The sequence below is a fragment of the Finegoldia sp. BIOML-A1 genome (assembly GCF_009678325.1).
Taxonomy (GTDB): domain Bacteria; phylum Bacillota; class Clostridia; order Tissierellales; family Peptoniphilaceae; genus Finegoldia; species Finegoldia magna.
On record NZ_WKZF01000001.1, the window covers coordinates 451,880 to 467,059 of the forward strand.

5 protein-coding genes are annotated in these 15,180 nt (G+C 28.5%); 2 read left to right on the plus strand and 3 right to left on the minus strand.

What is annotated here, in order from left to right:
* Nucleotides 1–40: 40 nt before the first annotated feature.
* Nucleotides 41–412 carry a metal-dependent transcriptional regulator gene (locus tag GKG00_RS02060; protein ID WP_084572474.1) on the minus strand — a complete coding sequence of 124 codons (372 nt, stop codon included), beginning with the start codon at nt 410–412 and terminating at the stop codon, nt 41–43.
* A gap of 640 nt (nt 413–1,052) precedes the next feature.
* On the opposite strand from GKG00_RS02060, the gene mobC reads away from it, so the two are divergent.
* Nucleotides 1,053–1,421 (plus strand): plasmid mobilization relaxosome protein MobC, encoded by a 369-nt coding sequence (mobC, locus tag GKG00_RS02070; protein ID WP_154254025.1) that lies wholly within the window; start codon nt 1,053–1,055, stop codon nt 1,419–1,421.
* A complete protein-coding gene (locus GKG00_RS02075) occupies nt 1,421–2,791 on the plus strand; it encodes a relaxase/mobilization nuclease domain-containing protein (RefSeq protein WP_154254027.1) in 1,371 nt (456 codons plus the stop codon). Before mobC ends, GKG00_RS02075 begins: the two co-directional genes overlap by 1 nt.
* Nucleotides 2,792–2,981: 190 nt before the next feature.
* Here the strand turns inward: GKG00_RS02075 and GKG00_RS02080 are convergent, their stop codons facing one another.
* Together GKG00_RS02080 and GKG00_RS02085 are read right to left on the minus strand one after the other, a co-directional pair.
* Nucleotides 2,982–4,124: a single-stranded DNA-binding protein gene (locus GKG00_RS02080; RefSeq protein ID WP_154254029.1), complete on the minus strand. Its 1,143-nt coding sequence runs from the start codon at nt 4,122–4,124 to the stop codon at nt 2,982–2,984.
* A 33-nt stretch (nt 4,125–4,157) separates the two neighbouring features.
* Nucleotides 4,158–15,089 carry a helicase-related protein gene (locus GKG00_RS02085; protein WP_172975112.1) on the minus strand — a complete coding sequence of 3,644 codons (10,932 nt, stop codon included), beginning with the start codon at nt 15,087–15,089 and terminating at the stop codon, nt 4,158–4,160.
* Nucleotides 15,090–15,180 lie beyond the last annotated feature (91 nt).

Genomic DNA, 15,180 nt, shown 5'->3' on the forward strand with positions numbered 1-15,180 from the left:
TAGCATAAAAAACTTATTTAAAAGTTATCTATGCTATTAATTATAAGGTTTCATTAAAATGTTTTTTTAATTTTTTAAACGTTTCATCTGATATAACGTGTTCTATAAGACAAGCTTCACTTTCTGCTTGTTTAGGATTAACTCCAAGTTTAATGAATACGCTAGTAAGATACATATGTTTTTTATACATCTTTTCACAAAATTTTTTTGATTCTTCTGTTAAACGAATTATTTTATCATCTCCATAAGTTATCCTGCCTTTATTGTCAAGTTTTTTTAGCATTCTTGTAACCGTCGGTCTTTTGTAATCCAAATAGTTAGCAATGTCTATATTTCTAACCTCTTCATTTTCCAAAGATAAAATATATATGGCTTCTAAATAATTTTCTTCAGCAAATTCCCTGTGTAAAATAAATTACTCCCCCTCTTAAATTGTTATTAACTAATAATTTAATCAAATATCTTTAAATATGATAATTTAAAATATTTTTTAATATCATACATATTATTATAGTTGTAAAAGTATCTATTTCAAAGTAATTTTTTTAATTTTTTAAAATTTAAGTTATCATAAAATAGTGTATTATAGCAAAAATAGTAAAAATAGCAAGCACAGTAAGTGCATATGCACTTACTAAAAATGGAATAAGAATACTACGATTATATCGCTTATTTTTTCCATTTTACTTGTTGGGGAATATCCCCAAACCCCTAAATTTATAATGATTAAATTCAGCAACAAACTCTTATAATAGCTTCAACGTAAACTTGAATATTATCTCAAAAAGTGATAAAATATGAATAATAAAAATTTAAATCAGGAGATTTCCAAACGAAATATATAGAATAAATTAAACCTGTAAGTCAAGTTATCCTACTTGAATTTGCAGGTTTTTCTTTTTTATTTCCATTAATAAATTTATTAGGAAGAGGAACTTCAAGGAAGTTTACTACGAGCTCTATCTATATAATTATTATCACATAATAAAGAGGGATTGAGAACAAAATGTATTATTTATTATTACAACTACAATATACGAGGAGGTTAAATTATGACAAGTAGATTTAGAAATAACGGAATCTATTTAATGTTATCTGATGAGGAGTTAGAATTGCTAGATGAAAAATATAAAGCATCTAAGTGTAAAACTCTTAGGCAATTTATTATGAAATGTATTTTAGAAAAAGATATTTATGTATTAGATATGGATGTCTTTCGTGAAATGTCAACAAATATAAGTCGTACTTCAAATAATATAAATCAAATTGCTAAAAGGATAAATACTACATCAATTATATATAAAGATGATGTAGAAGATTTAAAAAGCTTATTAGAAAATCAGGCAAAAGATATTTTCTCTATACGTAAAAAAATATACTCTCTTACTAATTCTAATAGCATAAATACCGAGAAAAAATAATGGCAATTACTAAAATTCATCCTATAAAATCCACTTTAAAAGCAGCGCTTGATTATATTATGAATAGTGATAAAACAGATGAAAAAATTCTAATTTCCTCCCTAAACTGTAACCCTATAACTGCTCATTTAGAATTTGAACAAACAAAAATAGAATGTAATTCTAAAGCAAAAATTTTGGCAAGACATTTAATTCAATCTTTTTTCCCTGGAGAAACTACTGCTGAAGAGGCTCATAAAATAGGCATAGAACTATGCGATAAAATCTTAAAAGGAAAATATGAATATGTTCTTACTACCCATATAGATAAGGGTCATATTCACAACCATATACTATTTAATAATGTTTCTTTTGAAACTGGTAAAGCATATCAAAGTAACAAAAAAACTTACCACCAAATTAGAAATCATAGTGATGATTTATGTAGAAAATATAAGCTCTCTGTTATAGATGAAGATTATGTAAAATTTAAAGAAAAGTATAAAACCAATGGTAAATCCTACAAAGAATATATTGAATTTAATAAAGGAAAATCTTGGAAACATAAACTTCAAATTTCTATTGATCATGCTATTAATAAAGCAAATAGCTATGAGAATTTCTTAAAGCTTATGGAAGAATATGGCTATGAAATTAAACTTGGAAAATATCTTTCTTTCAGACATAAAAAACAAGGAGAAAAGGGGCGATTCATTCGTGCGAAGGAAACTACTCTTGGAAAAGATTATACAAAAGAGAAAATAAAAGAAAGAATTGAAAATAAGGCAAATGAAAATTACAAAAATAGTGAAGTATATTATGCTAAGAAATCTTATAAGAAATTTGATAATATAATAGACATAGAAAATAATGAAAATGTTAAATCTTCTAAAGGTTATGAAATATGGGCTAGAAAACATAATATGAATACTATGGCGAAGACCTTAAATCAGCTTAGAAAATACGGTCTATCATCTAGTATGGATTTGGAAACTAAACTCCAAGAAGAGGCTGTTAATAGGCAAGAAATCTTAAATAAGATTAAAGATGTTGAAAAAGTTATGAGTGAAATTTACACAGTTATTGAAGACATTAACACTATAAAAATAAATAAGGTTATTTATAAAACCTATAAAGAAAACACAAATGATAAAGATTTTTATAGTGAATATAAGCCTCAAATTATCGCATATGAAAAAGCAATAAATACTTTAGAAAAGTGTCAATATAAAAATCTAAGTATAAAAGAGTTGTCAAAATTATATGATGAATACAAAAATAAAAAAGATATTCTTATGGATGACTACGCCAACGAGAATATATTGATAAATGAATTGACCCAATTAAGAAAGAATACTGATAAGTATATTTATAATGAATTGTATAAGTAAGGATCTGGTGTATCAGATTCTCCAGTAGTTTGAAAAGTTTTGTTTAGGGGAGACTGTATAAAATTTTGTGTATCAGCCCTCCTGATAGGATGTGGCTGATATTTTTTCAATATAACCCATCATTTTACCTTAAAGACAACCAATAAAAAAAAATACAGGAGGCAGACTAAAACCTGCCCCCTATAATCTTTTACCTTTCTATGCTATTATCCTTTTTCTTCTTTTCATCCACTTTCATATTCCCTTTAGTCTTAAATTCCTTTAATTTCCCTATTGTTGATGCTTTTGCTTTAGTATGCTCTTTAGCTTTTAATAACTTTGCAGAGTATACTTTTAGACTTGTGTATTCCTTATTATCCTTTCCCATACTTTTCTTTTCTTTGCCAAATAGGTGTACAAAATCTCCTTTTTTCAAATTTTTTACTTGATTGATTTTATCATTATAGGCGTAGCAGCTGATGAATTTTGCATTTCCTTCCTTGTCATTTTCAGCAATAGAAAAGGAGGCTACTTTAAAGTCCCTCCCATCTTTTGATTTTAAATCTTTAATTTCTATATCAGTTGCTATATTTCCATCTATATTTAATGTATCCTTCTCTTTATTATCTATATCTTTCATCTCTTTATCTCCTTGTTCTTGATTAACTTCTAAGTTTTCTTTTAACTCTTCTTCGTCTATATATTCAATAAACTTTTCATCAATAAGACCCATAACTGAATCGTTCATATAATTATCATAGGCATTATTAAGAACATTTTCATTTTCCACTCCTGTTTCAAGAGATATAATACCTTTTACAAATTCTTTATGATTATATTCCGCTAAAAAATCTATTGTATTTTTCATGCTTTCAAAATTTGTATTTTCCATATTTGCTATTGTTTTTATATCACTTGCGTATCTAACAGAATCCCATTCATACTTTCCACTTTCTTTGTTAAACTCTACTCCTGTGGCTAAAATAAATTGCTTCCCGTCAAATAAGGTAGCTTGATTATCTTTCACATCCAATACCATAGTGTCTCCAAATTCAGTTTCAATTACATTTCCCTTTTTTATATTCATTGCTGTTCCTCCTTTTATTTTTTTATCCATCTCATCTGTGAAATCTTTTATTTCTTCTTCCTTCTCATCACTAATAATAAATTGTTTTATTTCTTCAACTGTTGGATCATCGATTGTAGTCTGAATAAATTCAACTAATTTATCTTCTGAAGTGGCAAAATTTTTAATTCCATATTCAACTATATTGTTAATTATTCTCTGAGTAGCACCATCAAAAGAAAAATTTTCTCGAATAAATTCATTAAAGCTATATCTATCAAATTCCATATTCTTTTTCCTCTAATAATATCATTTAAAGTTTTATCTGCCACATGGTTCACTATTATTTATTTCTTTTATATTATTATTTACTGCTAAATTCTCCCTATATCCCTTTAATTTATCCATAATAGATGTTTTTTCTTTCATTTCAAAATCTCCTATTTCCTGCACTTTACTATCTCTAAAATCAGCATCATTTCTATCTATTATTCCGTCTAAATCCATATCTTTAGATAATGGATCATAGAAGTTGCCATCATCATCTATCTCAAGTCCCATTACTTCTCTCAGTTTTTCTTCATTTACTGATACAAGCTCACTAAAATCCCAAAATCCAATAGATGTCTTTATCTGTACTAGCTCTTTTAAATCACTTGCATCTAAGGGATCATAGGTGTATTGAAAGCTGTCAATTAGGTTCTTATCTACATAGGTGTTCATCTTGTAATTTATCAAATCTAAACTGATTTGTATCTCATGTTTTTCATCTGGTGTAGTTGTATAAGCTATTCCTATATCTGTTAAGTCAGGAAATATAGTATCAAAGTCCTCTAACCTGTTTTCTTCATCATATTCTCTGTTAAGGAAGTCTATCAATTCTTCCTTTACTTCTTCTAGTAATGGATTATCTTGGCTTATATCTTCACTTTTTCCCATATCTAGTAAATTATTTACTTCTGCAAGTCTTAGTGTCTTATCCTTTAAAAGTTCAGCTTGTGGAAATGTCTTTTGTATTTCAATTTTGGCTGTTTGAAATTGCTCTTCTGTATCTTTTAGTTTTGAAATTGTATTTTCTAATCTTTCTGGTAATTTATCTAATACATTATCCATTCTTGTGATATTACCTATTTCATCTGTTCCAAACTCTCCTCTATATTCTCCCTTACCTTTTAATATAAAGTTATATTTATTGAAAAAAGAATCATATTTTATGGATAAATCAAAATTTCTATATTCACCTATTTTTTCTCCATCTTTATCCATTTCCCTATATATTTTAACTCCCTTAATTTTGTTCAACAAAAACTCTCCAGCTATTTTTTTATCTATATACTTCTTTCCGTCAATAATTAGAGAGGTAAATTTATTATCTTCTTTTAAATTTTTATCTACTTCTCTATAAGGCTCAACATTTTTAATATCTTCCTTTAAGTTCTCTATCCTTTCTTTTAATCTTTCTATTTCCTTTGGATAAAATTTAACTACTTTATCTTCCAGCTTGTAAAGATTTGATTTAAAATTGGACTCTAGCATTTTAAGTTTAGAAACTTCAACATCAAGGTCCATCTTCTCCTTTATTAATGGATTTCCTGTTGCAAGAGCTTTGATTTCGGCATAGTTTAATGTGGCTTCGTCTACATCTTCTGCAACTCTTACAGGTGTCTTTGAAGTCATAATTTGAGAAATATATTTTTGTTTATTCTCTAAGGTTTGGAAAAGATAGGCATCAAAAGTATTTTCTGTTACATATCTAAATATATGGACTTCCTTATTCTCATTTCCCTGCCTCACAATCCTTCCTGCCCTTTGAGAAAGATCAGCCGGTCTCCATGGTATATCAAGATCGTGGATTGCAATTAGTTTGTCTTGAGCATTAGTACCTGCTCCCATTTTCTGTGTTGAACCAAGTAAGACTCTTATTTCTCCCTTTCTTACCTTATCAAAGATAGCATCTTTTTCCATATTGTTTTTTGCCTTATGAATAAATTCTATTTCATTTTCAGGCACTCCCATATCTATAAGTTTTGTTTTAATATCATCATAGATATTAAAATCACTACTTGGGGTAGACATATCACAAAATATTAATTGAGCAGATTTTTTATCTTTATATTTATCCCAAATGCTAAATACATTTTTTATACAGGTATTTACCTTACTATTAGGATCATCAGGAAGTAAAGGATTGATTAATCTTTGATCTAATGCCATCTTCTTCCCATCATTTGTTATTAATAGCATATTATCAACACTTGAATCTACCTGCTTATCACGAACCTTATCTGCTCTCTCGGAAAAAGTTTCAAGAATTTCTTTTTGCTCTTCGGTAGGCTTTGTTTTTATAGTTTCATAATGGGCAATTGGTGTAGGAAGATTTAAAACATCAGCTGTTTTAATATCCATAAATCCTTTTACAGTATTCATAAGTTCAGGAAGATTATAAAATTTTGCAAATCTGGTTTTGCTCCTATAACCATTACCCTCAGGATTTAATTCTATTGCCGTTATTGTTTCTCCAAAAGTAGACGCCCAAGAATCAAAATGTTGCAATTTCATCTTTTTTAATTCATCATACTGTAAATATCTCTGCATGGTATAAAGTTCAGCCATACTGTTGCTTACTGGTGTACCTGTGGCAAATACCAATCCTTTATTATTGGTTATTTCATCCATATAGCGGCATTTCATAAGCATATCTGATGATTTTTGTGAATCTGTAGAAGTAATTCCTGCTACATTCCTCATTTTAGAAAATAGATAGAGGTTTTTGTAGGCATGGGCTTCATCTACAAATAACTTATCTACTCCCAGTTCCTCAAAGGTTACAACGTCATCTTTCTTATAATCAGCATTTAGTTTTTCTAACTTTGTCTCTAATTTTTTCTTTGTTTTTTCTAATTGCTTTACAGTAAATCTTTGATCCCTTTCTCTTTTGTATTCATCTATATAGTCAATGATCTCATCAATTTGACCTTGCAATTCATATTCTTGTCTTTCTTTTGATATAGGAATTTTTTCAAATTGACTATGTCCTATAATAACAGCATCAAAACTTCCTGTAGCAATACGACTGCAAAATCTTTTTCGTCTATCTGGTGTGAAGTCTTTTTCTGTGGCACATAATACATTAGCTCCTGGATAAAGTTCATTAAATTCTCTTCCAAATTGCTCTACGATGTGGTTAGGAACAACAAACATTGACTTATTACTCATTCCAAGTCTTTTTGACTCCATGGCTATACCTATCATTTCAAAGGTTTTTCCTGCTCCTACTTCATGGGCAAGTAAAGTATTTCCACCAAACAAACCTCTTGCTATGGCATCTTTTTGATGTGCTCTTAATTCTATTTCAGGATTCATTCCTTCAAAAGTAAGATTAGATCCATCATATTCCCTTTGTCTTATGGAATTGAATCTTTCGTTATAATCTTCTACTAATCTATTTCTTCTTTCCACATCATCAAATATCCAGCTTTTAAATTCTTCTTTTATCATCTCTTGCTTACTTCTTGCAAGCATTGTTTCTTTTTGATTAAGCACAGATTTTTTCTTTCCATCACTGTCTTTTACTTGGTCAAATACCTTAGTATCTCTTAAATTTAAAGTATCTTCTATCAATTTGTAGGCATTTACCCTATTTGTACCATAGGTAAAAGAAGCAAGGTCATTGTCCCTATCAGAGCTTTTTCCTTCAACTCTATATTCTCCTGTAAAGTCAGAATACTTAATATCTATATTCCACCTTGATGAAACTGGTGTTTTTAACAAATCAAACATAAATTTTTTGTAATCTTGTTCCGGTATCCATGTTGCACCCATTCTAACTGTAATCTCACTTGCATCTAGTGCTTTAGGCATTACTTCCACTAGCTTTGCTTTTTGAAAATGTAACTCTTCTAATTCTTTTTTTAAGAGTTTACTATCCTCTAGATTTTCTTCCTTTCCTAACTCTTTTTCGATGTTTTTAATATAAGAGTCTACAACTTCAATTTTATCTCTTATATTTCCTGACAAGTATTCATCAGCACTTACGTAAGGTCTTGAAAAATCTCCTAGATCCTTAGCAGACTTAAATGGATTTATATCATTAGGTTCAAAGGAATCTAAATTTAAAAATATTTCTCCCTTTAATTCTTCTATTAATTTATCTCTTGTTTTTCCTGTCAATTCTTCCATATAATCAAAATTTATTTTACCTTTTTGACTAATAGAGAGTACCAGAGCATCTATTGCCCTATCTGTATGATCTATTATTACAGCTTTTTTTATAGTTCTCTTGTTAAAGATATCAGATTTTCCTATAAAGTTGCCTTCTTTATCTAATTTCTCCAAAGTTGAAATTAAAGAAAAATTGGCATCTTCTCTAAATAACTTTTTATTGGTTTTTGAATTTAGTCTTCCATGTTTGCTATTGAAATCATCGTAGAATTTATTGAGACTTTCTTGTTCTTTTTTTATCTCTTCATCTGAATAGTCTTCTTTTTGATAGGTTATAACTTTCCTTAGACTTTCATTTAATCTTAAATATTCTTTTACCTTATCTTTATCCTTTTCGTTTAAGGATATTTTTTGCATAATTGAATTTTCTCTAAAATATATTTCATCATCCACTAAAGCAAAAGAATAGTTTTTAACACTATCATCAGCTGGTATTGTTTCTTCTCCTAAATCATCATTTATTTGAGCTTCTTCATACCTACCTTGAATATTTTTAATGGCTTTTTTTATTCCTTCTTCTAAAGAAATATCTTTATTTTCAATACATGCAAGGCTTGTCCCAAATCTTGACGGTATTTCTTCCATAGTCCCTATTACCATCTGAGGATTATCTACAAAGTATTTATTATATATTAGTCCTTTTGCATCTTTGTCTAGCTTTATCCACTCTTCATCTATCTTTAATAGCCTATCTCTCTTTTTTAAAAAGATTATATCTGAAGTTACTTCTGTTCCAGCTACCCCTTTAAATGTAGTATTTGGTAGTCTTATTGCTCCTAAGAACTCTGCTCTTTCCGATATATATCTTCTAATATCTTCACTTTTTTTATCCATTGTTCCTGAAGATGTTATAAAAGCAATTATGCCTCCATCCCTAACCTTATCTAAAGTTTTAGCAAAAAAATAATCGTGAATTAGAAAGTTATTTCTTTCATACTCACGATCTGCTACTTTAAATTCTCCAAAAGGAATATTTCCTATGGCCACATCAAATAGGTTATTAGAAAAATTGGTTTCTTCAAATCCTTTTATTTGTATATTGGCATTAGGGTAAAGTTCTTTGGCAATTTGTCCACTAATGCTATCTAATTCAACTCCATAAAAGTTTGACTCTTTCATTTCTTCAGGTAGATTCCCTATAAATCTCCCTGTCCCAGCACTTGGTTCTAATATATTTCCTTTTTCAAATCCAAGATTAGAAAGACTTTCATAGATAGCGTCTATAACTACTTTCGGCGTATAAAAAGCTGTTAAGGTTGATTCTCTTGCCCTATTATATTCTTCCCCAGTTAGATTTTCTTTTAAAAAGTTTCTTGCATCAAGCCATTGACCTTCCTTTTCTTCATCAAATATATCAGAAAGTCCTCCCCAGCCGATATATTTTGCCAAAATTTCCTGTTCATCTTTTCTTGCACTTCTATTTTCTTTTTCTAAAGCCTTTAAAACATTTATAGCTTCAATGTTGTTTTTTAATCTCTGTGAAGGTGGTAGGTTTTCTTCTTCATTAATAATTTTATAGTTTTCTAAAGAAACTTCAGAAACCCCTTCTATATTTTCTCTATCAGTCCTTATTAAATTATTATTTTCTTTCCATTCCTTATATTCTTCTAACTTCTTATCAATAGTTTCTTTTCTATGAGTGGTTAATTTCAATGAATTACCATCTCCGTCAATTTTGTCGATTCCTTTGAGGTAAGAAAAAGGTAGAGTAAATTCCCTATAATTTTTTGGATTAGACGAACTATATACTAAAAATTCTTCCTTTTCATTATCAACTCTTACTATAAACTGATCAGCAACAAGAGAAGATTTATTATTTATTACATCAAGGCTTTTATGTAAAAGCCTTGAATTGTCTTTTTTAACTTTTTCTTCGTTATTATTGTCAATATCTTCAAAGCTAATTTGTTCTACTAATTCCTCTTTATCGATAGATTGTTTTTTACTTAATATATCTTTTTCACTAGATTTATATTCTTCTAAATCTTCCTTTCTTACAAAAATATTAGAAACAGGTCTTTCTCTACTATATATTACTTCAGTAATACCACTCTTATCTATTGTACTTAAAGCTAATCTACCCATTCCAGCTTCATTAAATTCATTTTCTTTAATTAAATATTCCTTATTTCTAAATTGAACTGGTAATCCTAAAAGACTATAATCTTCTATTTCTAACGGAATTAATTCCTCTTTTTTTATAACTTCCAAATCAAGATCTTTGTAGTCATTAAAAAGAATTATTTCGCTTCCGGTAATAAAACCATTCATTAATCCAGTATTATCCTCTAATTCTATAGTTTTAGGACTTGTAGTATCGTTAATGTTAGCTATAATGTATTCTTTTCCTTTGAATCTAACACTCATACCTTCTTTAAATGGATTTTCTTCTTGCCTTGTTCTATCATTTTCTATTTGCTGATTTAAATATCCATTTAAAAGCACTTCTCTATGTTTGTCATCAAGTAAATAAGGTAAGTTACTTAATATGTCCTTATAACTTTTATATTTTATAGCTTGATTAGAATTTAAAATATATCCATTGTATCGTAAATTTTGTCTTAGAGTTTTTTCTTTTATATCTAAGATTAGCTCTACATCAAAGCCTTCTTTTCCATCGATTGTCTCCTTAATACTATCTGGGATTTTTAATAGTCCTTCTTCTATTTTCTTTGATAGTAGTAAGTATTCTTCATTTTGAGGATCAAAATAGTATTCCCTTTTTTCTTTGATATCCTTATCTATTAACTTGGAAAGAACTTCTTTTTTATCTCTTATTTCTTCAATTTTTGATTTTTCTTCTTGCGATAAATTTATATTAAAAGTAATTTTATTTTCTTCATTTATATGTGCTAAATTTTGATATGCACCACTGATTTCAAGATTTTTATTAAAAACATATATATCATTATAATAATCTGGAAATTGTTGATTAAAGCTTTGAACATCTATATCATAGCCTTCCTCAAATTTTGTAACTTTATCATCAGTAATTTCAAATAAACCTTCCCTTTCCAATTCTAATACATCATTTAAATTTGTAAGGTTTGATTCTTTCATCTTGGCAGTAATTTCATCAAACAAACTGTCTATTTTTCTGCTATCTTCAAAAGATTTCCCTTTATATAAAGTATAGATCTTTCCTTGTGAGTTTTCCTTTCTTGGATAAACTCTAATTCCTGTTTCTTCTAGTTCTATATCCTTTGTTTTCTCTTTATCTACTAAAGCATAATAATATCCTACTTTTACTGCTATTTTATCTTCTACAATCTCTTTTGTTAATTTTTCTTCTACTTCATTTCTTAATACTTCTAAAGCTTTTAAATCGCTTTCTTTAAAGGAATGTGAAAATAGTTTTAAGTCCTTATCAAAATAAGCATCATATGAATAATATGTTATTTGATTATGGTTATTATCATATCCACTGGAAATATTTTTTATTTTTAAATATTTATTATCCTCTGTTCTAACTATATCTCCCACTTTTATAGAGAGGATTTCCTTATCATCTTCTATATTGTTTTCAAGTGAATTATTTAAATATTCTCTATATCTATGTTCTATTCTAATGCCTAATTCTTTAACCTTAACTATTGACTTCATATCATCTGGAAGATTTCCCTGCTTATCGGCAACTTCTCTCATGATTTTTGCATATTCTCTTTGGAATACAGAGTTAAAACTTGCTAAGGTATTATTTCCTAAGTTTTCTCTTGCCTTTATAATTTCATTTTCTAAAACTTTATCCTTAACTAATACATCAAAAATTCTATCTTCAATTTCATTTATTGAAATTATTTTTTCATCTATCTTATTTTCTTCTATAGTTTGATTAAGTTCTATCTGACTTTTTCCTATTTGTTCATAAAGAAATTCAAAGTCTCTTTGGTTAAGCTCGTTTCCATCACCTATGTCTATCTTATAGTGATCAACTATTTTCCCATCTACTATATGGTTAAAATAGAATTTGGAATACCCCTCCCACTTATCAGTCATCTGCCCATATTCATCTTCTCCTAAGGTCTTATTATGAAGTCTTATTTTTTCATCTATTTCCCTTATTTCATCTAATAGTTCTTTAGTCAGCCTTTGTCCTGCATAATCTTTTTCTATTAGACTTGAATCCTCATTAAACTCAATTATCCAATAATCATCTTTTATATGGCTATCTAAATCAAAATCTATATTCTCTTTATTTTTATTAGTATAAAATTCCTTAAATTCTTCAAAACCATTTACTATATCATCATCTATAACTTCTTTGTTAGAATTAACTACAATATTTGGAATATCATCATATCGACTTTGACTTTCTAAAAGGTAATATTCTCTTCCTTCTATTTCTTCCTTTTCTTTAATATAAAAAGTGTCATGTATTCCCTCAAGAATAATTCCATCGTCTAACTGGTCTAATGGTATATCTAATTGTTTTTCAAAGGCTATGGAATATATATCTTCTTTTAAAAAGTTTGGTATAAATTCATCATAAATGATAAGTTTTCCATCATCACCTATACTTGCTACAGACTGTCCTTGATAATAATATATAGAACCATTATTTGTTCTTTCTATATATACATCATTATCAGTTGGAGGCAAATCATCTTGATAATTTATATACTCCTGGCTTTCTTTTTCTGTTTTATTTATTTCCTGATCTGTTTTTTTCTCCCTATTTTCTTCAAAACTTTCTTCATCTATATATCTATTCTTTTTAATAAGGTCATTAATTCTTATTGCAACATTAGACCAAGATAGTAGTATTTCTTTTGCATTACCTTTATTATATTTTATTCCCTTCGCATCGTGCCACTCACCACTTTCTCTTGCAGCAGATAGTGCATGAGAACTTCCACCTACGCCATATTCATTTTTCAAGAAGTCTGCTTGTTCTTTCAAATCATGCTTTTTAGTAAAAAATTCATATATTCTTTTCTTTCCATCAGAAAACCCGCTTCCTCTTTTTAGGCTTTCATCTATTTCATCTTGTGTTATAAAACTCTGAATAGGTGCAATATCCTTTAAATTTGACCTATATAATTTTCTTTCTATTTCTAGATCATTGATATCATTGTAGATTCTAGATAATTTATAATGATGAAATCTTAAAATATCAGGATTAATCTTATATTCTTCTAAAAATACCTCGTATTCTTTTCTAAGTTTATTTATAAAATTTTTATCTTCAAGTTTTTTCCCGAGATTTTCTTTTTCATCTGGGAAGCCTCTTCCTTTTATATCATTAAGACTCGATAGATATCTATCCTTAGTTTCATCAGTAAGATCTCTCTTTAAATACAATAATTTTTCTGCTATTTTTTCTCTTTCATATGTGGCACTTTCTATAACCTCCACATTGCTAGCAAATTCTCCTCTATCTAATAAATTATTAATATTATTAGCTAAATCTTTCCAAGAAACTATTTGCCCTTCTCTATATCTTGCCTCATCTCCATCTTTAAAAATTGCTCCTTCCTTTCCAAACCATGCAGATATCTTTCTTCCTTCAATTTCAAGACCATTGGCTCCCTTATATATTTCTTTCAAAAAGTTTGCCTGTTCTTCTAAAGATTTACCCTTAGAAAATTCTGCTATTACTGCTAATCTTCCATCTTCATGATTTCCTCCATGTATTAAAAATGTATCTATTTCTCTTTGACTTATTGGATTTGAGAAGGATATTTGCTCTCCCTGATTTTTAGCAGAAAAAAAGGAAGTAGACTCTACTTCCTCATTTTTTAGATTAGGATTATCTCCCTTTCCCCTATTTCTTGTAGGGTCATATCCATGTTCTTCTTCAATCTCAGATATTTCAGATAGTCTTCTTCTTTCAGTTCTTCTGTCAGACCCCAAGTTTCCATCATTTTGACTTCTTCCCTCGTGATAAAGTCCTCTATCTCTTTTTCCTTTGATAGAAGATGATCCATCAATGTCCCTTGCAAATACATTATCTGATAATCCTCTTCTTTGTTCTCCTTGAGAAAGTTCAATCTCATCCTTCCCCATCTGTTGAGTTTCTTTAAATCTATTTCCTTGGGAATTGCCATATTGGGTACTAGGACTTCCATTCCTTCCTCCAATTCTTCCATCTTGTATGCCCCTCCCTGTCTCTCGAAGGAATTCTCCTTGACGATTGGTGTGTAAATCCCCTCCTCCATGAGGTATTCCTTGCCTGCCAATGTTAATTTCTCTTTCATCTTCCAAGCCTCCTTTAAAATTTATTTCACCGTTTATATCAGAACTTAATTTATTATAACGCTCCTTAAGCTCTTTTGTCTGCTCCAAATCTTTTCTTTCTTGAATTTTCTCTAAAATTTCTAATCTTTTTATTTCACTTCCCAAATCAAGTAAGATATTTTTACTTATATTAGCACTTATACTTAATACTTTGTCTATGTCCGAACTTGATATTTTAGACAGTAAAGATAAGTTTTCTTCTTTTAGCTGATATGAGACCTCCATTCTCTCGCTTATGGAAATTTTTACGGATTCTTTTAACAAATTAAAAAGGTCTACCTTTTGAATGCTTTTTAAACTTTCATCAGATAGACTTTCTAAAATTTTATTGAATTTTCCTCTAACATTACTTTCTACTAAGGCATCAATTTTATCTTCTTGGCTTAATAGAAGCTTACTATCTTTTTCTTTAAACTTATCTATCAGGTCATCTAGTAAGTTTAAATGCTTTTTGCTATCATATTTCCATAACTTTACCTCAGAAATATTATGATTAATACTTACTGTTTGCCTTATGTCGAAGATATATTTTATCCTTCCACTATCTATATCTAAAAGTGGTATTCCTTTTTCGCCTCTTTTAACGCTTCTACCTATACTTTTCCAATAATCAAATTCTGCACAGGCTGTTGCTTTTGGATCCATATTGTATATAGATATTTGATGTATATATGGATACTTATAGTTATTGCCTGATACCTTTAAATATTCCTCATATTTTTTTATATCTTTCTTAAATTCTTCTTTTGCAAGATAGATTGTTCTGCTTAAATCTACTATATCATATCTTGGCATTTTATCCCTCCTCATTATAGTGATAAAAATGAACTAAATTTTTATATATTTATTTATTAAACTTTATTTCTTTCTATTTTTTAAATTTCTG

Bases quoted from the DNA above. Each gene is read 5' to 3' on its own strand.
- mobC (WP_154254025.1), top strand. From the start codon at position 1,053: ATGACAAGTAGATTTAGAAATAACGGAATCTATTTAATGTTATCTGAT.
- GKG00_RS02075 (WP_154254027.1), top strand. From the start codon at position 1,421: ATGGCAATTACTAAAATTCATCCTATAAAATCCACTTTAAAAGCAGCG.
- GKG00_RS02080 (WP_154254029.1), bottom strand. From the start codon at position 4,124: ATGGAATTTGATAGATATAGCTTTAATGAATTTATTCGAGAAAATTTT.
- GKG00_RS02085 (WP_172975112.1), bottom strand. From the start codon at position 15,089: ATGCCAAGATATGATATAGTAGATTTAAGCAGAACAATCTATCTTGCA.